Genomic DNA, 21,141 nt, shown 5'->3' on the forward strand with positions numbered 1-21,141 from the left:
AATGGATTGATTTTTATACTATTTGGATTGATAGTTTTCAATCCTAAATCAATCCATAATTTATATCAAAAAAAGTATTGCAATACCATTGCAATTTTTCTTGAAAATCATTGCAATTATTTTTGAATTTCATTGCAATACAATTGCAATGCCTTATTTTATTGATGTTTTAAGAATTGATTTGTTTTGTTTTGAACAAAAAACACTTGCAATACCATTGCAATGATTTTTTCAGAAATTGCAAAACGATATTTTTAATTGATTTATTGATTCAAATGCTTAACAGCTTGTAGTACTTCGCTTTTTTTGTAATACACTCTATTACCTAATCCTAAACTTTTAAGTTTACCCGATTTGGTGTGTTTCCAAAGTGTTGTTTTGTTAATAGATAAAAGTTTGCAAACTTCCTCTCTCGTTAGAAGTTCGCTTTGTGACTCATCATTGGCTTGATTTGCTGTTATTTGAGGTTGCAATAGTGGTTTAAGTGCCTCTGCAAGTTCCTCAACTGTAATACCGTTTAATAAAATTGGTGCATTCATAGTACTTATTTTTTATGATTTATAAGTACAAAGATGTATCTGTGTGAATGCCCATTTTAGACCCTAATTTTCCCTTTTTGGGGAAATAAACCCCAATGAACTAGGATAAAACACTTTCAAAGACAATATTGAAGTTGTTTTGTCTTTGTGTGCTATAACTTTTAGTAAGTGATTTTAATTTTGAATAAATACAATACTCGTTATATCTTTTTTCTGAAATTAGTTTAAAATCTGAAAATATGATTTTCATAAAATCATTGTCTTTGTGATAATAGATAAGTTTTTCTTTCTCTAATCTCTTTTTAAGATAGGAGTAGTCCGTATAAAAATCTAAAATATGTTTTTGATATTCTATAAAGCAATGATACACGGCTTCACTTTTAAACAATGATAAAAGAATATTTAGATTGGCTGAGTTATTTTCTTCTAATATAATGACCAATCCTGTATCTTCAATATAACTGTCAGGATATAACTTTCGATGCAATTTTTTAAATATTGGTGTATGGTCTAAAAGGAAACCTCTTTGGTATCGTATTTCAAAATCATTAAAGTCATCTAAATCATACATCATCTCAAATAATCGAGAATTGTTAGACAACAATCTTGAAATTTCATTTACTACTTCAATTATTGCAATGCTTTTTATCAGTTTAATATAATTGTAATCTTTGGGAAGTTTTGAGAAATCAACTTTATCAAAGGCTTCTTTGAGTTCGTTTGTAAAAATCTCCTGCTCTGGATCAGTTTCATAAAAATTATAACGCTTGTTAAAAAGTGAATGCAACTCTTTTAATAAATCACTTTTTTCTATTTCATGTGTAGCCTTAAAATCATTACTCAAATACAACCGAATGGAGTTCAAAGTATCTCCGTAGGTTCTCTTTTTTCTTTTGCGTTTTACAAAAAAATCTTTTATCAAAAGCTCCGCTTTATCGTAGTACTTTGTGTAAAAATCGTTATATATTTTTGCGTAATCCATTGTTGATTTTAAAGGTCGTTTTTCGCTCTATTAACTAACGTTATTTTTAACAATTTCCATTACTGGTGTTTTTTCTTTAGGGGTTAACTTGCTGAAATACTCTAACATTTGATACGCATTGTCATAGGTGGTTTTTCCGATATAGTTTAAAAACATTTTCTCTGTTCCGTGCGCTGTAATATTCATTAATATAGGTGTTGGAATGCGTCCATAAAAGTTTGTTGCAAAAGAACGTCTACAAATGTGTGAGGTAACCAATTCGTATTTTGGGTAGTTTCCTAAAACATTTAAGCTAATTTTTTCATCAATTAATTTACCTGTTCTCTTCGAGATCACTTTGTTTCCTGTTTTAGTTGTTACGGATTTACTTCCTTTAATATTTTGTGTAAGACCAGCTGTCTTGCAAATACTTTTTATAAACATATTAAAATATGGCAATGTTACTTTATATGGTAAACCATCTTTTATAATTTCTAAAGCTTCAGGTAGTAAAGGTATAGCAACGAGTTTTCCTGTCTTTTGTTGCTTGAGTTCAATTATTTTCATAGTTCCCAAGTCTTTAATGTTTTTATCGGTTATATTTAATAAATCACCACCTCTCTGACCAATTAAGCATCCTAATAAAAGCCATTTTCTAGCATTAATTAGTGATGGGTTTAATAACACTATATTTTTAATTTTCTCTTGTTCCTCTTCGCTTAAAACAATGATTTGTTCGGGCGACTTATTCTCTGAAATAATTTTGATGTTTTTTAATTGTGAAGAGGTTTCAATATCATTCTTATAAGCATCGTTGCAAATGGTTTTAATATTGGCGATGTTTTTACCGACATAATTAATCGCATAACCTTTACTAAAAAGCCACATTTTGTATTTTTCAATGAATTGCAAATCAATATTTTTAATTAAAATACTTTTATCGTTTAAGGCTTCTTTTTGATAACGAATGATTGTATTTTTAAATAAATTTAAAGCTCTAATACGTCCTAAACTCAATCCTGTTTCTCTTTTTTGATTGGTTTTGTATGGGGCTTCTTTAATGTATTTGTCGATATAATTGGTTAAAATATCAAGTTCAACTATGGCAACTTTATTGTTGAAAATATCAATTTGCATTTGTAACCAATCTCCAGTAAGTTCAATCCCTTTTCCAATAGCTTCATTATGAGCATCGCCAATAAATAAAGCTAATTTATCCAATTTGGATTTTATGATTTTTAAATCTTCTCTGCCTGTTTTGGGTAATCCTTTATCAATGCTCCAATCTTTTGCACTAATAACAAGTCCTGTTTTACGTTTTAAAACGGTAGCTCTATTTATAGAATAGCGAACATAAATATTGGATGTTTCGCTTTTGCTTTGAAGTAAAAATTTTATCTTAGCCATTATTTTGCTTTTTACAATAAAACAAAGATAATGAATTAGTCAACATTTAGTCAACAAAATGCGAATTTAACGGAATTTTGATGAATCTAGGTAAATTGTAAAATATGTAAATATACATAATATGAGCTATTTAGGTGTTTTATGATTTATACAAATCATATAGGTTGAGTCCTGATTGAAGGAAACGCCATGCGTGACGAAAGCAGGAAAATGGAAACCAAAAAAAGCCCGAACCATTCGCTTCAAATAATAAGAAATGTTATACTTTTGTGACTCCAATTTTTGAAACCATGAGAAAACTACAAATGGTTGACTTGAAAAGTCAATACGAAAAAATTAAAGACGAGGTTAATGCGTCAATTCAGGAAGTTTTAGATACCAATACTTATATAAACGGACCTTTGGTTCATCAATTTCAAGCCGATTTAGAAAATTATTTGGGCGTGAAACACGTGATTCCGTGTGCCAATGGAACCGATGCATTGCAAATTGCCATGATGGGCTTGGATTTGAAACCAGGTGATGAAGTAATCACGGCCGATTTTACGTTTGCCGCCACGGTAGAAGTGATTGCGTTATTGCAATTGACTCCAGTTTTGGTTGATGTTGATTTAAATAACATGAACATTTCGTTAGACGGAATCCGCAAAGCGATTACACCCAAAACGAAAGCGATTGTACCGGTACATTTGTTTGGAAGAGCAGCCAATATGGATGCAATTATGGAACTAGCAGCCGAGTATAATTTGTATGTAATTGAAGATAATGCGCAAGCCATTGGAGCTGATTATACATCGAAAGATGGCTCCAAAAAGAAAGTGGGAACGATAGGTCATGTAGGAGCAACGTCGTTTTTTCCCTCTAAAAATTTAGGATGTTATGGTGATGGAGGAGCGATTTTTACTAACAATGATGCTTTAGCTCACAAGTTACGAGGCATTGTAAACCACGGAATGTACGAAAGATACCATCATGATGTAGTGGGAGTGAATTCGCGTTTGGATAGTATTCAAGCTGGTGTTTTGAAAGCGAAGTTACCACATTTGGATGCCTACAATAAAGCACGTCAAGAAGCGGCTAGAAAATATTCTGTTGCACTAAGCGTGAATCCCAATATTTGGGCGCCAACCATTTGTGAAAGTTGTGATTGCCATGTGTTTCATCAGTATGTGATCCGAATCATGAATGGCAAACGCGATGGATTGTTAGCACATTTACAAGAAAAAGGAATTCCGTGTGCGATTTATTACCCAATTCCGTTGCACAGTCAGAAAGCCTATGCTGATGTTAGATACAAGGAAGAAGATTTTCCAGTAACCAATCAATTGTGTAAAGAAGTAATTGCCTTGCCAATGCACACTGAGTTGGATGAGGAACAAATTAAATTTATAACTGATAGCGTTTTAGAATACGTTTAATAATTGTTTATACGATAATTTGGTTATTTGTTAATCCGAATAACCAAATAAACAAAAGAACAAATCAACAAGAAAATGAAAATAGTAGTCACAGGAGGATTAGGATTTATTGGTTCACACACCGTTGTGGAATTGCAAAACGAAGGATTTGAAGTCGTTGCCATTGACAATTTATCAAACTCATCAGAAAGTGTTTTGGAGGGTATTTTTAACATTACCGGAAAGAAACCTATTTTTGAAAAGATGGATTTGCGAGACAAAGCTTCGGTTCAGAATTTCTTTAAAAAACACAGCGATATTGCTGGTGTCATTCATTTTGCTGCTTCAAAAGCGGTAGGTGAGAGTGTTGAAAATCCGTTGTTGTATTACGAAAACAACATTAGTGCCTTGGTGTATATTTTACAAGAATTAGCTGCTTTGCCCAATGCAAATTTTATATTTAGTTCGTCGTGTACGGTCTACGGTCAAGCCGAAAAGATGCCGATTACCGAAGATGCTTCTGTGCAACCAGCCATGTCACCTTACGGAAACACGAAACAAATAGGTGAAGAAATCATCACAGATGTGGCTAAAGTAACCAATTTGAATTCGATTTTGTTGCGTTATTTTAATCCAATAGGTGCACACCCAAGTGCCGAAATTGGGGAATTGCCATTAGGTGTTCCACAGAATTTAGTGCCCTTTATTACTCAAACAGCTGTTGGGTTACGTGAAAAGCTTTCGGTTTTTGGAAGTGATTATCCAACCGTAGACGGCACTGCTGTTCGTGATTATATTCATGTGGTAGATTTGGCGAAAGCCCATGTGGTAGCGATGAAGCGTTTGGTTGAAAAACAAAATCTTGCCAAAGTAGAAACTTTCAATTTAGGAACTGGAAAAGGAAGTTCAGTTTTGGAAGTTATCACAGCGTTCGAAAAAGTATCGGGACAAAAATTGAACTATCAAATTGTAGGTAGAAGAGAAGGTGATATTACAGAAGCCTATGCTAATACGGACAAAGCCAATAATGTTTTAGGATGGAAAGCACAATCAAGCTTAGAAGATAGTTTGGCGAGTGCCTGGAAATGGGAGCAGAAGATTAGAAGTTAGTTTTCGGTCACAGTTTTTCGATAAAAAATATTTAGATCTTGTCTAAAAGTCTATCATCTATTCGTCTATCATTTTATTCAATATGGAACAAAAGCCCGATATAAAATTAATATTTTCCTTAGTAATTGTCGGGATTGTTTGGGGAACCACCTATTTAGGAATTCGGGTAGCGGTAGAAACGATGCAGCCTTGGTTCATTACGTCTATTCGGCAAGGAATTGCGGCTTTGATTGTACTTGGAATTTTACTTTATAAAAAACAACTTTCTTGGATTGGTTGGAGTAATTTTAAAATTCAATTTTTACTTTCGGTATTGATGTTGATCTTTGCTAACGGATTTACAACCATTGCCGAGCAAACGGTTCCGAGTGGATTAACATCAATAATGAGTGCTTTGTCACCAGTGGTGATTTTCATTGGAAGTATTGTTTTTAAAATTCAGAGACCATCTTGGAAAGGATTATTTGGTGTCTTATTGGGGTTTTCGGGAGTTTTGTTTATTTTTAGAAACGGACTTTCAGAGATTTTAGATCCGAATTATAAAATCGGAATACTGTTTTTAAGCACAGCGATTATAAGTTGGTCGACTGGCGTTTTATATTCGAAGAAGCATTCTCACGAATCAAATAATATTACACTGAATTTATTTTACCAGTTCACCATTGCTTCTGTGATTCAGCTAATTTTAGCCTTTATTTTTTCTCCCGATGTTCAAGTTAGTGATTGGAGTTTAAGGAGTATTTCAGCCGTAATTTACTTAGCCGTATTTGGTTCTGTTATTGCCTTTTTTGCGTATTATTATGCGTTAAAAAGAGTTTCTGCGGTAAGAGTTTCGGTACTCAATTATGTGAACACCATAATTGCTATTTTCTTAGGATGGTTGCTGTTGGATGAAGTAATTACCTTAGATTTTATCATTGCTGCAGCTTTGATTATGAGTGGTGTATTTATAATTAACTATAAGCGGAAAGAAACTATTCAGAAATAAAAAAGTCCTCACACTATTGTTATGAGGACTTTTCTTTTTTACTTTTTAGCGGCTTCTTTCAATTCTTTGCCAGCTTCTTTAGTTTTTTCTCCTGCTTTTTCAAGAGCTTCACCTGCTTTAGCTTTAGTAGTGTCTACTGCTTCTTCTGTTTTTTGAGCAAGGGTGTCGATTTTTTCACCTGCTTCTGTTCCAACTGCTTCAGTAGCATCTTCTACTTTCTCTTTGGTTTTGTCTTGGCAAGATACCATTGCAACCGCCATAAAGGCTGCTGCTAAAATTGTTTTTTTCATTTTTTTTAAATTTAAAGATTAATAACAATTGGAGCTATGCAAAACGAGTGCCAAAGATTTAAAAAATAAAATCCTCCCAGAATTTAGGAGGATTTAAGGTTACTTTTTAACCGATTCTTTTAACTTTTTGGCTGCTGTTTCTAATTGTTCTGCACTTTTAACCACGACGGTATCCATCTTAGATTTTACTTTTACTTTGGCCGAATTCAATTCTTTTTCTGCTTTGACTTTAGCGGTATCAATACCTTCTTTGACTTCAGTTGTTACCGCGTCTTTGGCGTCTTCTAATTTTTCTTTGGTTTCTTCTTTACATGAAATGAGTAAAGTTGCAAAGGCAAGTGATAAAATTATTTTTTTCATGAGTGTTATGTGATTTTAAATTTAATCTTCTTCAAATTTCTTTTTGTATTCTTCTACTTCTTCTTTGGCTTCTTGTAAGGTAGTGGCTTCTAATTTTACTTCTACTAAATGAACAATTTCAGCATATTTAGAAGGTTTGATGGTATCGCCAAATTCTATTGCATAACATTTAGCAAAAAGTGCGCCTAAGTATAAAGTTACCGAAGAATAATATACCCAAACCATAATAATTACCAACGATCCTGCGGCACCGTATACGTTTCCTAATCGGGAATTTGAGATGTAAAAGGAAATTAAAAATTTTCCAGCCATAAAAAGTAAGGCCGTGGTAAAGGAAGAAACACGTACTTGTTTCCAAGTGATATTAGCATCAGGAAGTATTTTGAAAATTACGGCAAAAAGCAGTGTAATAATGGTTAATGTGACTAATGTTTGTCCGATGTAAACCATATACACCGCAGTATCTGAAAAATGCGCAAATAATTTTTCGTTTAACGATTCTAAGATAGCGGATAAGCCTAAAGAGGCTAATAAAATGAAACCCAAACTACCAATGACGCCAAAAGAAAGTAATCGTGATTTGAAATACAGCCAAAAGCCAGAACGTTTTTTGAGTCGAATGCCCCAAATGGAATTGATGGAATCTTGAATTTCTGCAAAAACCGAAGTAGCTCCAATCAATAAGGTTACAATTCCGATGAATGCTGGAAAGCCGCTTTTATTGGAAACAGCAATGTTTTTAATTATTTCTTGCAATTGAAGCGCCGATTTTTCACCCAAAAAGTCTTTGGCCTGATAAAAAATCTGTCCTTCTATGGCATTGGCTCCCCAAAACAAACCCACTACCCACAGCAAAACCATGAGTAAAGGCGCCATCGAAAAAACGGTAGTGTAAGCTAGAGAAGCACTTTTTTTCATGATTTTGTGTTCTCCAAATTCGGAGAAGGTGGCATGAATTACATCCCACAAATCTTTATAATAGGCTTCTCTAACTCCTTTCAAAATATATTATGCCGAAATCGTTTCGACTTCTTTATCAATTTTGTTTACTAATCCAACTAATACTTTACCCGGACCCACTTCTGTAAAACTTGTTGCTCCGTCTTTGATCATTTGCTGTACCGATTGTGTCCATTTTACTGGAGCTGTTAATTGGATGATTAGGTTTTTCTTAATCTCATTAGCATCTGAAACGGCACTTGCTGTTACATTCTGATATACTGGGCAACTAGGTGTTGAAAAAGTGGTTGCTTCAATAGCTGCTGCTAATTCTTCTCTAGCAGGTTCCATCATTGGCGAGTGAAAAGCACCACCAACTGGCAAAATTAAAGCGCGTTTGGCTCCAGCTTCTTTCATCTTTTCACAAGCTAATTCTACCGCTTTGTATTCGCCAGAAATAACCAATTGTCCAGGGCAGTTGTAATTGGCAGCTACCACAACACCATCAATAGATGCACAAATGTCTTCTACAATTTTGTCGTCTAGGTTTAATACAGCGGCCATTGTTGAAGGAGTAATTTCACAAGCTTTTTGCATGGCAATAGCACGTTGAGAAACCAATTTTAATCCGTCTTCAAAACTCAATGTCCCATTGGCAACTAGTGCTGAAAATTCTCCTAATGAATGTCCGGCTACCATTTCTGGTTTGAAGTTTTCTAAGGTTTTTGCTAAAATAACCGAGTGTAAAAATACGGCTGGTTGCGTAACTTTAGTTTCTTTTAATTCTTCGGCGGTGCCTTCAAACATGATGTCTGTGATACGAAAGCCTAATATTTCGTTGGCTTTTTCAAACAGTGATTTTGCTACTTCAGAGTTTTCATATAAGTCTTTGCCCATTCCTGTGAATTGTGCGCCTTGACCTGGAAATACATATGCTTTCATTGGATTGTTTTTATAGTTTAAAAATCGTGAGTTTAATAAAACACTCATAACGGAACAAAAATAAACTTTTTAAAAATAAAAAAACCTTACAAATTCTAAAATCTGTAAGGTTGTATAAACTATTTTGTTTGAATTATTGTTTAACCAACTGTAAATCAATTACTAGTTTTACTTCTTCTCCAACTAATACGCCGCCAGTTTCAAGTGCCGAATTCCAGTTTAATCCCCAGTCTTTTCTGTTGATTTTGCCTTCGATATTCAAACCAACTTTAGTATTTCCCCATGGATCTTTCATCAAACCACTAAATTCTACAGGAAGTTTTACTTCTTTTGAAACACCTTTTATTGATAAATCACCAGCTAATTCGTAGTCAGTATCACTTAATTTAGTGAATGATTTTCCTGTAAAGGTCAATTTTGGATGGTTTTCAGCGTCAAAGAAATCGCCACTTTTCAAGTGATTGTCTCGGTCTGCATTTCGAGTGTCGATAGAATTAATGTCTGCCGAAAAAGTAATTGCTGCACTGGTAAAATCATCGTCTTGAGTTTCAAAACTTCCATTGTATTGATCAAACTTACCCGATACATTTGTAAACATCATGTGTTTTACTTTAAAACCAATTTCTGAGTGTGTTGGGTCAATTGCCCATTTTGTAGTTGCCATAATATGTGTTTTTAATTCTATTAATAATTACACTACAAAGGTATATACACTACAAATATGGGTCTCTTAACCTAGATTAAGAAATGATTTTACAATTGAATGGAATGTACGATTTGAGTTAAATTGTGCTTTAAATCATTGTCAATTATTCCGTTTACGACATCAAAATTTTCATAAAAACTAGGCAGTGAAAAAGCACCTTTAACTACTGCGCCTTGGAAAGGAAAACGATTTTTGGCAATTTCTAATACCGAACTTCCACCACGTGGACCAGGAGAAGTAGCTAAAAGTAACACTTGTTTCTCTTGGTAGGTTTTGGCATTGATGCGAGATGTCCAATCAAAGATATTTTTGAAGGCAGCTGAATAAGCACCATTGTGTTCTGCAAATGAAATCACGATTAAATCGGCAGTTCCTAGTTTGTTGAAAAAATCATGAGCCAATTGTGGAATGCCAGTTTCTGTTTCTTTATCGGTGGAAAAAATAGGCATTTCATAATCGTTCAAGTCTAAAACTTCAACAGTAGCACCTTCGAATAAATGAGCGGCATAAGTGGCTAGTTTTTTATTAATGGAAGTTTTGCTTGAGGAAGCGCCAAAGGCTATTATTTTTTTCATACGTTATTTTCAATAAATGTTTTTGTTTTTAAAACGGCATTTTTTACCATTTCTGAATTGTTTATTTCGGTTTGTGTGGATTTATCTTTCCAGTTGATGTTGAATGTCATTTCGGTTTCATTGTCTGATAGGAAAGTAATGTCGTTATCAACGAAGCCTTCTAATTTGGGATGTTCTAGTAATTCAAAACGAACTTTGTAAGGAACAAAGGTGATTTTTTCTTTTAAAACAGTCGTTGCTTCTGCCGTAGTAACCGTCATTTCTCGAATAATAAAATCGGCTGATTTTTCTAAAACAACAACGTTGCTAACGCCAGGAACAAAGTTTTCGGGATGTTCAATTTTTAAAAGCAAATGTTCCCAAACTTTTTCCAAAGAAGCCTTAACAATTGTAGAAAATTGTGCCATTATTTTTCGTTCAAATAATAAGTTAAAGCACCCGAAGGGCATTTTTTGATGGTTTCAATGATTTTTTCTGTGGTAGAATTTTCGGCATGAATCCACGGTTTTTCTTTGGGTTTAAAAACATCAGGATTGTTTTTTACGCATTCGGCAGCGTGTTTACATAAAGCGTTTTTCCATACAATGGTTACTTCGCCATTGCTGTATTCTTTGGTTAGGTCGTTTGCATCCATAATTATATAGTTGTTGGTATGGTTATTTTGTTTTTTAAAATTTTAGAAACCGGGCATTTTTCTGCAATGATTAGCAATCGGCTTTTGGTTTCGTCATCTATATTGGAAGAAAATGAAATTTCTCTAGTGATGATTGTTTCCAAATCGGGATTGTTTTCTTGAGCTAAATTTAGTGAAATTTTTATTTCCGGAATGTCCCAGCCTTTTCGGTCGATGTACATGCGAAGCGTAGACAAAGTACACCCTGCTAAAGATGCTAAAAGCGTAGTGTATGGATCTGGTCCAAGATCTTTACCTTCAATTGATTCGGGTTCATCCATAATGAATTTACCATTGCGCCACGATATGGTACACAAATATTTTTGTGTACCAATGCTTCCTGTTACGTTTTGTTCTAAAAGATTGGCCATGATTACAAAACGTCTCTAATTTCGGGAGTTTTATCAAATACGCTTTTGGCAAAAGGACAAAGCGGAATGATTTTGATGCCTTTTTCTCTGGCATATTCAACGGCTTTCATGACCATTTTTTTGCCAAAACCCTTGCCTTCATTACCAGGTTTTACTTCGGTGTGGTCAATGATGATTTTATCTTCGCCAGCAAATACAAAAGTCATCATGGCTTCGTGTTGTCCGTTTACATCAATATAAAAAACACCGTTTTTATCATTGATTTTTAGTTGTACTTCTTCTTTCATTTTTTAAAGTTTAAAGATTCTAAGGTGCTAAGATTCTAAGGTTTTAATCTTAGGCCCTTAGAACCTTAGTGACTTTCTGTTCTTATTGCTCCATAGGAATTTCCATTACCAAAAACTTCGCATTGGTGTTGGCTTTAATTTCAATTTCGTTAGTGTTCCAAACGCCTAAAGCATCTCTTTTTTCTAATTTCTCGCCATTTACTTCAATTTCACCTTCAATATTCATGATGTAAAATCCGTTACCTTCCTTTTTTAGGGCTAATTTTTTAGAAAAATCGGCATCAAAATCGCTGAGATAAAACCAAGCATCTTGATGAATCCATGCGCCTGCATCATCTGCATTTGGGGAAAGAATTTGGGCAAAATCATTTTTTTCTAACGATTTGTCTAAGGTGATTTGTTGGTAGCGCGGTTCTACATTTCTGAATTTTGGGAACAACCAAATTTGAAACAATTTAGTGTGTTGATCGGCATTCGGATTGAACTCGCTGTGTTGAATTCCGGTACCAGCACTCATTACTTGCACATCGCCAGTTTTAATGGTAGCGGCATTTCCCATGCTGTCTTTGTGGGCTAAATCGCCTTCTAATGGAATAGTGATGATTTCCATATTGTCGTGTGGGTGTGTGCCAAATCCCATTCCAGCTGCAACGGTGTCGTCGTTTAAAACGCGTAACATTCCAAATTGCACTCGATCGGGATTGTACCAACTTGCAAAACTGAAACTATGGTAGGCGTTTAACCAACCGTGATCGGCATGTCCTCTTGTATTTGCTTTGTGTAAAACTGTATTTTTCATGATGTATAAATTTAGTGATTATTATGATACAAATTTACAATCAATCCAAGCAATGGGGTCTTAATGTAGATTAAGAAATTATTTCCTTAACAAACGGGCCTTCATTTTACTAAAAAATTCAGGAGTAACCCCAATAAACGAAGCGATTTGTTTTTGAGGAACTTTCTGAATTAAAGTGGGGTATTTTTTACAGAATTTTTCAAAGCGTTCTTCGGCCGTTAAACTCAAATTGTCCATCAATCGCTCTTGATTAGCAACTAAAGAATTTTCGATTAGAATTCTGAAGAAGCGTTCTAATTTTGGAATTTGAGTGTACAATTCTTCTTGATTTTCTCTTGAAAGCAATACGATTTCAGCATCTTCCAATACTTCGATAAAGAGATTTCCTGGTTTTTGAGAAAGTAAACTATACATGTCGCCTATCCACCAGCCTTCGCAGGCAAAACTCAAAACATGTTCTACAATATTATCGTTGATGTTAAAACTTCGCAACAAGCCAGAATTAACAAAATAAGAGTGTTTGCAAATTTCGCCAGCACTCAAAAGAATAACCTTCGCTTTAAATTGTTTGGTTTCGGTTTTAGATAAAAACAACGACGCTTCTTCTTCTGTTAAAGAAATGTGTTTGGAGATATTTTCAAGAATTGATTTCATTAGTCCAAAATTACAATTTTATTTCAAGTTTTGAAGTTAGAGATATGTTATATTTGAACTGTTGAAAATTCTACAGATGAAAACTGAAAAAGAAAAAATGCTTGATGGCGAAAATTATTTAGCCAACGATAAGGTCTTGGTTTCAGAGCGAACTAGAGCTAAAAAACTATTGCATAAATTGAATGTTACTGAATATTTAATGAATGGCAATGCTAGAAATATTCTACACCAATTGATGCCCAATGCGCATAAACGACTGTATATTGAACCTCCATTTCATTGTGATTATGGGTACAATATCCATTCGGGTGAAAATGTGTATTTCAATGTGAATTGTGTGGTTTTAGACACGATGAAAGTTACCATTGGGAACAATGTTTTTTTTGGTCCGGGTGTTCATGTATATACCGCGACACATCCACTAGACGCTATAGAGCGACGAACGGTTGAGTTTTCTAAACCTGTTTCTATTGGTGACGATTGCTGGATTGGTGGTAATACCGTGATTTGTCCGGGAGTTACTATCGGAAATGGTTGTACTATTGGTGCCGGTTCGGTAGTTACGAAAGACATTCCCGATCATTCGCTAGCGGTGGGAAATCCAGCGAAAGTAATTCGGAAGTTAAACGAATAAAAAAAACCTCAAAAGTCATGACTCTTGAGGTTTTTTGTAGGATATTATATTTTTAAGAAACCGCTTCTTTAATGCGTTTCATGGCTTCGGTTAATAAGGCTTCGCTAGTAGCGTATGAAAAACGGATACAATTTGGATTTCCAAAAGCATCTCCAGTTACTGTGGCAACATTAGCTTCGGCTAACAAATACATTGAGAAATCATCGGCATTATGGATTACTTTTCCGCGCAATGTTTTGCCAAAGTAATAGGAAACATCTGGGAAAACATAGAAAGCACCTTCTGGAACATTCAATTTGAATCCCGGAATTTCATTTACTAAACCAACTACTAAATCCCTACGATTTTTAAAAGCCGTTACCATTTCGTTTAATACGCTTGGATCGGCATCAACCGCAGTAATCGTGGCTCTTTGTGCAATAGAATTAGCACCCGATGTTACTTGACCTTGCATTTTAGTACACGCTTTGGCAATCATTTCAGGAGCACCAATATAACCAATTCTCCAACCGGTCATGGCAAAGGCTTTGGCAACTCCGTTAACGGTTATGGTTCTTTCGAACATGCCTGGAATGGTAGCGATGCTGCAAAAGGTTCCAGAAAAATTAATGTGTTCGTAGATTTCGTCTGAAACTACGTAGATGTTATTGTGTTTCAGAATCACATTTGATAAGGCAGTCAATTCTTCACGATTGTATACCGAACCACTTGGGTTGCAGGGCGAACTGTACCAAATCATTTTGGTTTTTGGCGTGATGGCTTTTTCCAATTGTTCGGGTGTGATTTTGAAATCGCTTTCTACTGAAGTAGGCACTTCAACCGGAATTCCACCTGCCATTTTGATAATTTCAAAATAGGAAACCCAATAAGGTGCTGGTAAAATTACTTCGTCACCTTCATTAATCATGCATTGTGCTATGTTGTATAACGATTGTTTAGCTCCAGTTGAAACCACAATATTGGAAGGTTTGTAATCTAGATTATTATCGCGTTTGAATTTTCTGCAAATAGCTTCTTTAAGCTCTACATATCCATCTACTGGCGAATAAGTGCTGTAGTTTTCATCGATGGCTCTTTTAGCCGCTTCTTTAATGAAATCGGGCGTGTTGAAATCGGGTTCACCCAAACTTAAGCTGATGATGTCTTTTCCTTGTGATTTTAATTCTCTTGCTAATGCTGCCATTGCAAGAGTTTGAGAGGTAGATAATTGATTAATTCTATCCGATAATGGGTTGTTCATTGTGGTGTTGGTTGTTGATTATATTATTTGTAAAAAATAAACCATTAAAATTTTAAGAAAATTAAGATTGTTATGGCTTAATTGGACTTAACGTCTTAATGGTTTATAAAATCTTTAGTTCAATTTTTTAGGCTAATTGAGGTTGTTTTCCTAAATCCCTTAAGTGTGTAAAATGCGAATAAATAGCCGCTCTTGTGGTTTTGAATTCGTAATACGGAAGGTTACATTCTTTAGCCGTTTCTTTAACAAATTCGGCAATTTTGTTGTAATGAACGTGACTGATATTGGGGAAAATATGGTGCTCAATTTGGTGGTTTAATCCTCCAGTATAATAATTTACCAACCAGTTTTTAGGAGCAAAATTGGCTGTAGTATACAATTGATGAATGGCCCAAGTATTTTCAATTTCACCTTCGTCGTTTGGAATAGGATTGTCAGTTTCGTTAACCACGTGAGCCAACTGAAATACAACACTTAATATTACTCCAGCTGTGTAATGCATCACTACAAAACCGACAAGTACTTGCCACCAAGAAACGTGTCCTACAAGTATTGGAACTACAATCCACATTGAAAAATAAATTATTTTGGTGATAACCAATGTGGTCCAACGAACTACCGGTTTTTTAAACTCACCATACGATAAATTTCTTTTTAAATAACGCTTCATTTGAAGAAAATCGGTAGTAATTGCCCAATTGAAGGTTAATAATCCATAAAGAAAAACCGAGTAATATTGTTGAAATTTATGGTGTTTGTACCATTTTGCTTCTTTGGTGAAACGCAAAATTCTACCAGCTTCTAAATCTTCATCATGGCCAAGAATGTTAGTATAAGTATGGTGTAAAACGTTGTGTTGTACTTGCCAATTGTACACATTTCCGGCCAAAATATAAATGCTTCCACCCATAAATTTGTTTACCCAAGATTTGTTGGAATACGCACCATGGTTGCCATCGTGCATTACATTCATTCCAACGCCAGCCATTCCAATACCAATGACTACATTTAGCAAAAGGTAGGTCCAAAAAGGCATTTGCATTGCTAAAAGAAAGAAATATGGTGTTAAGAAAATGGAAAACATCACAATTGTTTTTAAATGTAATTTCCAATTTCCGGTTTTGTCAATATTGTTTTCTTTGAAGTAGTCGTTAACTCGTTTATTTAAAGTTCTAAAAAATTTAAGATTGTCGCTTTTAGAAAAGACAGGTGCATTTGTATCCATAAATTATTTTCGTAATTTGTAGCAAAGGTAATTATTATAATTTTTTTAGAGTTGAAAACAAATCATAATTATTAACTAAAAGTAGTATTTTTGTCAAAAAGTAATAAAATGGAAGAAATTCTAAAGCATTTTCCTAATCTAACTGATAATCAGATACAACAATTTGAAAAATTGCAATTTTTGTATGAAGATTGGAACGCTAAAATAAACGTAATTTCGAGAAAAGACATTGACGAATTGTATACACGTCATGTATTACATTCCTTAGCTATTGCAAAAATTCAGAAATTTGAACCTGGAACTTATGTTTTAGATGTTGGAACCGGAGGCGGTTTTCCCGGAATTCCGTTAGCGATATTGTTTCCAGAAACTCGATTTTACTTGATAGATGTGATTCTAAAAAAAATCAATGTGGTTAAAGCTGTGGCACAGAGTTTAGAATTAAAAAATGTGAAAGCTGAACAGATTAGAGCCGAAAATGTTAAAGGCGACTATGATTTTATTGTCAGTCGTGCCGTAACCAACATGCCCGATTTTGTCTCTTGGATTAAAGATAAAATTAAAAAAACCAACAAACACGAACTTAGAAACGGAATTCTCTACTTAAAAGGTGGTGATTTAACGGAAGAGTTAAAAGATTTTCCTAAGGCCACAGAATATCATATTTCAGAGTTTTTTGAAAATGAATTCTTTGAAACCAAAAAAGTAGTGCATTTGCCGTTGAAATTTAAAGCATAAAAAAGGCTCCAAATGGAGCCTTTTTCGTTTTTTATTCTTTTATAAGTTTTTTTGTTATGCTGCCGTTTTCATTTTGAATGGTTAGTAAATAAACCCCATTGGTTAATGAAACTGGAATTTCTAACATCCCATTTATAGATTGGTTGTTGACTTTATAAATGGTTTTTCCTATCACATCTGTAATGGATATAGATGCATTTTCGATAGCATAATTTGCATTAATTTGAACCGAATTTTCTACAGGATTTTTAATCCAAATACTGTTTAAGGCATTGTTTTGATTGGTAGATAAATTTGGTATCAAAATTTCATTTAAAGCAAAAGTTACATTGTCTTGGGTTAAAGTAACATGATTTTCATTGGTGGTTGGAATCGACGAAGCTGCAAATGGCGTTGTTGAACTAGCCGTTATCGGACTGTATAAATTTTGTGTATTCGAAATAGACATCGAACTCCAAGCCGGAATAAAATCGAAATACATGATGTTTAAATTATTCATGAACTCTGTTAAAAGAGCATTACCTGTTCCTAATGATGAAAGCGAATTCATATCAAATCGACCACCAGGTGCCGAATCTAGACCGTCGGTGTATGAAGGCGCTTTTGATTTAGCCAAACTTTCGTAAGCAGTAATCCAAAAAATAAAATATTGTTGTCCTTTAAAATGACTTACTTCGATGGTGTTTTGGGCTATAGACGGCGTAAAATTCAAATTGATAATCGCTCTTTGCGAACTCGAAATGTTAAAAGTATGATTCATAACTACCATTCCTGGAGTTCCAGTCATGGTGCCGTTCCCAGCGCCGTTGGCAATAGAGACATTTCTGGTAGTAGCCGGAAATCCCATAGTGTTTAACTCTGTTTGAAAAGCAGTTCTGTAGTTTGGACACCCAACGGGTTGTAAGGCAGCGGCTGGAGTGGTCACAAATTCGGTAACACTTCCAGATTGCAAATGTCCTTCAAAATGATCAATTAGCATTTCTCTAGCGGCTGGACTTTTTAACATTCCGTTTACTAATGCTTGCATGGTGACATCACCAACAGGTCCAAATCCCATATAATTAAACAAATGTTGAAATCCAATGGGAACGTTAGCGCCTAAATGTGGTGAGTCAAAAGAAATGTATAACCTGGTATCGTGGTTCAAGCTGTTTTGCTCCATATAACGCAAGGCGTATCTTGAAATTAAGCCGCCCATACTTGGCCCGATAACCACATTTTGAGCCGTACCTACTTTTTGAGCATTGATTTGATTAATCAATTCCACTAAAATCATGGCGTTTCTTTGAATGTAATCTACGCCACCATCAACTACTGTTGAGGTTCCGGTTCGGGTATAGGTTGGAAAATTTAATATTACTAAATCATAACCTTGTGCGCGTACAATGTCACCTAAGTTCTGTCCAGTGGTGCCGTAGTTCAACAGAGAATAAATTCCCGGAATGTTTCGAGCATCGCCAGGATCAAATCCGTCTAATAAAAAGATAGGTTTGTCTAAGATGCCATCAACAGTATCTGGGAAAATTTCATATTCACCTTGTCCTAAAAAACCTTGTGTTTCACCATAACCTTGATACGGAATGGTTGCTGTGATGGTATTGATTGCATTCGGACTTTGAACGGACGAATTTTTATTTGAAGAAGTTAACGTTGGACAATCAACATCAATGGCAATAGATTGTTCTACGATTTCACCAGTTGAAAGTGTCATTCGAAAATGAATAATTTGACTTCCGTTTTTAGTGAATGTGATTTGAAAAGCTTGGTTTTGAACAATTGTTTTCCAGTTTTTAGAATCATCATAATTCACAGCAATACTTGAAATTGTTCGGTTGGTAGTATTAAAAATTAGATCACTTTTTAAGATAAAATTGACGGTATTGGTTTTCGTTTTTGGTAATAAAGTACCAATTAAATTGAGGTTGTGTTTTTCAAATGCAGCAGTAACACCTGTTTTTACTTCCATTTGATTGTTGGAATTCAAAAACACATTTTGATTGTCAATTTCTGATTTTTTGATGGTTTCAAAATCGGAAATTAAAATGGATAACGGAATTTGATTCTGAGTAAATCCTTTATCGGCTTCGGCTCTAACGGTTTCTAATTTAGGCAAACGATTGTCAAAATCGGCTCGTTGAATTTCATTATAGACTTGTAGGTAGTTGTTGGTTGAAATTCCTTCCGACTTTAAATTGGTCGCGTTGGAAATGTTGTAAACGCGATCGTATAAAATATTGGTTTCTGTTTTGTTTTTTAATAAATCATAGGTTTTATCTTGTGCAAAGCTTAATGCCGAAAAGAACAATAAGGTAAAAAAAGTAATTTTTAGCTTCATAGTTTGTTATTTAGATTTTCGAAAGTACAAAATTTTAGTAATCAAGCCAATAAAAAAAGCCCAAACATTTCTGAATGAGCTTTTTAATTACTTTGTACATTAAATTTTGTACTTCGTACTTTAAATTATTCTCCTAAAAACGGATATCTATAATCTTCAGGAGTAACAAACGTTTCTTTGATGGTTCTTGGAGAAACCCAACGCAATAAGTTTTGCATCGAACCTGCTTTGTCATTGGTTCCAGAAGCTCTAGCACCACCAAACGGTTGCATTCCTACAACAGCACCAGTTGGTTTGTCGTTGATGTAGAAATTTCCAGCAGCATTTTCTAGAGCTTTGGTAGCTTCCACAATGGCGTAACGATCTTGGCTGAAAATCGCTCCAGTTAAAGCGTATTCTGAGGTTCCGTCAACCAAGCTTAACGTTTCATTCCATTTGGCATCTTCATATACATAAATGGTGATTACCGGTCCAAAAAGCTCGGTTTCCATAGTGGTATATTTTGGATTGGTTGTTACAATTACTGTTGGTTCGATGAAATAGCCTTTCGATTTGTCGTAATTTCCTCCTATAATGATTTCGGCATCGGCGTCTTTTTTAGCTTGATCGATATAGCTCGCTAATTTATTAAACGAACCTTCGTGAATTACGGCGGTAATAAAGTTAGAAAAATCTTCAGGACTTCCCATTTTCATCGAATTGACATCGATAATTAATTGTTCTTTTACGGCTGGCCATAAACTTTGTGGAATGTAGGCACGAGACGCAGCAGAACATTTTTGTCCTTGGAATTCAAATGCACCACGAGTAATTCCAGTAACCACTTGTTTTACGTTTGCCGATGGATGAGCTAGAACAAAATCTTTTCCACCAGTTTCACCTACTATTCTTGGGTACGTTTTGTAAGTGTGAATATTTTCTCCGATTTTCTTCCAAATTTCTTTAAATACAAATGTCGAACCGGTGTAGTGCACCCCAGCAAAATCTGGTGAAGCTAAAACGGTATCGGTAATCATTACTGGATCTCCAAAAACTACGTTGATAACGCCGTCGGGTACACCAGCTTCTTTAAATACATCGATAATGATTTTAGCTGAAAAGACTTGACTATCACTTGGTTTCCATACTACAGTGTTGCCCATTAAGGCAGCACTTGCTGGTAAATTAGCTGCAATAGCAGTAAAGTTAAACGGTGTAATAGCATATACAAATCCTTCTAACGGACGGTATTCTACTTTGTTCCAAACATCAGAAACCGATTTGGGTTGGTCGTTATAAATTTGCGTCATGAATTCTACGTTGTAACGTAAAAAGTCAATCAACTCACATGAGGCATCGATTTCGGCTTGGAAAATAGTTTTGGATTGTGCAATCATCGTTGCGGCATTGATACGTGCTCGGTATGGACCAGCAATCAATTCGGCTGCTTTTAAAAAAATGGCAGCACGGTGTTCCCATGGCATGTTGGCCCATTTTTTTCTCGCTTCTAAAGCTGATGCAATGGCTTTTTCTATATGTGATTTTTCGGCTAAATGATACGTTCCAACGATGTGTTGGTGGTCGTGTGGCGCCGACATGGTTCTGGTATTTCCAGTTTTGATTTGCTCTGCGCCAATGTACATGGGAACATCAATAGTTTCGTTCCACATTTTTTTATAGGCGGCTAAAACGGCTGTTTTTTCGGGCGAATTTGGAGCGTATGATTTTACAGGTTCATTAACTGCTTTGGGTACATGAAAGAATCCTTTAGGCATGATATCGATTGTTAGGTTGTTTGACTTTTAGATAATTAGAACATTAATTATTGTGAATAATTTAATGTGTTACAAAAGTACAAAGGTTTTTTTGAATTTTTGACAACATAGAAAACAAAACTTGATAGTACTACTTTGGCCTAGCCCAGATAGGAATGGAAAGCTTTGTGAAGTAAAAAAACTATTTTTTCTTGACCAAAAATGGCGACGGTAGGAG

At 34.8% G+C, this 21,141-nt stretch carries 24 protein-coding genes; 5 read left to right on the forward strand and 19 right to left on the reverse strand.

The window, feature by feature from the left end:
* Window positions 1–263: 263 nt before the first annotated feature.
* From ACODSI_RS08085 to ACODSI_RS08095, 3 genes are all read right to left on the reverse strand, one after another.
* The gene (locus ACODSI_RS08085) at window positions 264–539 is read right to left on the reverse strand and encodes a helix-turn-helix domain-containing protein (protein ID WP_488916335.1); all 276 of its coding nucleotides are present in this window, start codon (window positions 537–539) and stop codon (window positions 264–266) included.
* Between the two features lie 100 nt (window positions 540–639).
* Window positions 640–1,521, reverse strand: coding sequence for a hypothetical protein (locus tag ACODSI_RS08090; protein ID WP_488916336.1), 882 nt, complete (start codon window positions 1,519–1,521; stop codon window positions 640–642).
* A gap of 30 nt (window positions 1,522–1,551) precedes the next feature.
* Window positions 1,552–2,907, reverse strand: coding sequence for a tyrosine-type recombinase/integrase (locus tag ACODSI_RS08095; RefSeq protein WP_488916337.1), 1,356 nt, complete (start codon window positions 2,905–2,907; stop codon window positions 1,552–1,554).
* Window positions 2,908–3,197: 290 nt separating this feature from the next.
* Between ACODSI_RS08095 and ACODSI_RS08100 the strand changes: the two genes are divergently transcribed.
* From ACODSI_RS08100 to ACODSI_RS08110, 3 genes are all read left to right on the forward strand, one after another.
* On the forward strand, window positions 3,198–4,325 hold the full coding sequence (locus ACODSI_RS08100) for a DegT/DnrJ/EryC1/StrS family aminotransferase (protein WP_488916338.1): 1,128 nt from the start codon (window positions 3,198–3,200) through the stop codon (window positions 4,323–4,325).
* Window positions 4,326–4,400: 75 nt separating this feature from the next.
* Window positions 4,401–5,414, forward strand: coding sequence for a UDP-glucose 4-epimerase GalE (gene galE / locus ACODSI_RS08105; protein WP_488916339.1), 1,014 nt, complete (start codon window positions 4,401–4,403; stop codon window positions 5,412–5,414).
* 82 nt (window positions 5,415–5,496) lie between these two features.
* Window positions 5,497–6,402, forward strand: coding sequence for a DMT family transporter (locus ACODSI_RS08110; RefSeq protein WP_488916340.1), 906 nt, complete (start codon window positions 5,497–5,499; stop codon window positions 6,400–6,402).
* 38 nt (window positions 6,403–6,440) lie between these two features.
* On the opposite strand, the gene ACODSI_RS08115 is transcribed toward ACODSI_RS08110, so the two are convergent.
* The 12 genes from ACODSI_RS08115 to ACODSI_RS08170 all read right to left on the reverse strand — a co-directional run bounded on the left by ACODSI_RS08115 (window position 6,441) and on the right by ACODSI_RS08170 (window position 12,998).
* The gene (locus ACODSI_RS08115; protein WP_488916341.1) at window positions 6,441–6,692 is read right to left on the reverse strand and encodes a hypothetical protein; all 252 of its coding nucleotides are present in this window, start codon (window positions 6,690–6,692) and stop codon (window positions 6,441–6,443) included.
* Between the two features lie 99 nt (window positions 6,693–6,791).
* Window positions 6,792–7,052 carry a hypothetical protein gene (locus tag ACODSI_RS08120; protein WP_488916342.1) on the reverse strand — a complete coding sequence of 87 codons (261 nt, stop codon included), beginning with the start codon at window positions 7,050–7,052 and terminating at the stop codon, window positions 6,792–6,794.
* A 21-nt stretch (window positions 7,053–7,073) separates the two neighbouring features.
* Window positions 7,074–8,054 carry a YihY/virulence factor BrkB family protein gene (locus ACODSI_RS08125; protein ID WP_488916343.1) on the reverse strand — a complete coding sequence of 327 codons (981 nt, stop codon included), beginning with the start codon at window positions 8,052–8,054 and terminating at the stop codon, window positions 7,074–7,076.
* Window positions 8,055–8,060: 6 nt separating this feature from the next.
* Window positions 8,061–8,933 (reverse strand): ACP S-malonyltransferase, encoded by an 873-nt coding sequence (gene fabD, locus ACODSI_RS08130; protein WP_488916344.1) that lies wholly within the window; start codon window positions 8,931–8,933, stop codon window positions 8,061–8,063.
* Window positions 8,934–9,066: 133 nt separating this feature from the next.
* A complete protein-coding gene (locus ACODSI_RS08135) occupies window positions 9,067–9,597 on the reverse strand; it encodes a YceI family protein (protein ID WP_488916345.1) in 531 nt (176 codons plus the stop codon).
* Between the two features lie 89 nt (window positions 9,598–9,686).
* Window positions 9,687–10,214, reverse strand: coding sequence for an NADPH-dependent FMN reductase (locus tag ACODSI_RS08140; RefSeq protein WP_488916346.1), 528 nt, complete (start codon window positions 10,212–10,214; stop codon window positions 9,687–9,689).
* A complete protein-coding gene (locus tag ACODSI_RS08145; protein ID WP_488916347.1) occupies window positions 10,211–10,621 on the reverse strand; it encodes an AtaL-like protein in 411 nt (136 codons plus the stop codon). The genes ACODSI_RS08140 and ACODSI_RS08145 overlap by 4 nt, the downstream gene beginning before the upstream one ends.
* A complete protein-coding gene (locus tag ACODSI_RS08150) occupies window positions 10,621–10,848 on the reverse strand; it encodes a (4Fe-4S)-binding protein (protein WP_488916348.1) in 228 nt (75 codons plus the stop codon). The genes ACODSI_RS08145 and ACODSI_RS08150 overlap by 1 nt, the downstream gene beginning before the upstream one ends.
* Window positions 10,849–10,850: 2 nt before the next feature.
* Window positions 10,851–11,258 (reverse strand): OsmC family protein, encoded by a 408-nt coding sequence (locus tag ACODSI_RS08155; RefSeq protein ID WP_488916349.1) that lies wholly within the window; start codon window positions 11,256–11,258, stop codon window positions 10,851–10,853.
* A gap of 2 nt (window positions 11,259–11,260) precedes the next feature.
* A complete protein-coding gene (locus ACODSI_RS08160) occupies window positions 11,261–11,545 on the reverse strand; it encodes a GNAT family N-acetyltransferase (protein WP_488916350.1) in 285 nt (94 codons plus the stop codon).
* Window positions 11,546–11,627: 82 nt separating this feature from the next.
* Window positions 11,628–12,344 carry a pirin family protein gene (locus tag ACODSI_RS08165; protein ID WP_488916351.1) on the reverse strand — a complete coding sequence of 239 codons (717 nt, stop codon included), beginning with the start codon at window positions 12,342–12,344 and terminating at the stop codon, window positions 11,628–11,630.
* A gap of 78 nt (window positions 12,345–12,422) precedes the next feature.
* Window positions 12,423–12,998, reverse strand: coding sequence for a Crp/Fnr family transcriptional regulator (locus ACODSI_RS08170; RefSeq protein ID WP_488916352.1), 576 nt, complete (start codon window positions 12,996–12,998; stop codon window positions 12,423–12,425).
* A gap of 76 nt (window positions 12,999–13,074) precedes the next feature.
* On the opposite strand from ACODSI_RS08170, the gene ACODSI_RS08175 reads away from it, so the two are divergent.
* Window positions 13,075–13,632: a sugar O-acetyltransferase gene (locus ACODSI_RS08175; protein WP_488916353.1), complete on the forward strand. Its 558-nt coding sequence runs from the start codon at window positions 13,075–13,077 to the stop codon at window positions 13,630–13,632.
* A 52-nt stretch (window positions 13,633–13,684) separates the two neighbouring features.
* Here the strand turns inward: ACODSI_RS08175 and ACODSI_RS08180 are convergent, their stop codons facing one another.
* A complete protein-coding gene (locus ACODSI_RS08180; protein ID WP_488916354.1) occupies window positions 13,685–14,872 on the reverse strand; it encodes a pyridoxal phosphate-dependent aminotransferase in 1,188 nt (395 codons plus the stop codon).
* A 127-nt stretch (window positions 14,873–14,999) separates the two neighbouring features.
* Window positions 15,000–16,097, reverse strand: a complete 1,098-nt coding sequence (locus ACODSI_RS08185) for a fatty acid desaturase family protein (RefSeq protein ID WP_488916355.1) — start codon at window positions 16,095–16,097, stop codon at window positions 15,000–15,002.
* Window positions 16,098–16,205: 108 nt separating this feature from the next.
* On the opposite strand from ACODSI_RS08185, the gene rsmG reads away from it, so the two are divergent.
* Complete coding sequence (gene rsmG, locus ACODSI_RS08190; protein ID WP_488916356.1) at window positions 16,206–16,835, forward strand: 16S rRNA (guanine(527)-N(7))-methyltransferase RsmG; 630 nt, start codon at window positions 16,206–16,208, stop codon at window positions 16,833–16,835.
* A gap of 31 nt (window positions 16,836–16,866) precedes the next feature.
* Here the strand turns inward: rsmG and ACODSI_RS08195 are convergent, their stop codons facing one another.
* A complete protein-coding gene (locus ACODSI_RS08195; protein WP_488916357.1) occupies window positions 16,867–19,170 on the reverse strand; it encodes a T9SS type A sorting domain-containing protein in 2,304 nt (767 codons plus the stop codon).
* Between the two features lie 125 nt (window positions 19,171–19,295).
* Entirely contained in the window at window positions 19,296–20,924 is a 1,629-nt protein-coding gene (gene pruA, locus ACODSI_RS08200; RefSeq protein ID WP_488916358.1) for an L-glutamate gamma-semialdehyde dehydrogenase, read from the reverse strand.
* Between the last annotated feature and the right edge of the window lie 217 nt (window positions 20,925–21,141).

The organism is Flavobacterium sp. FG139 (assembly GCF_057809695.1).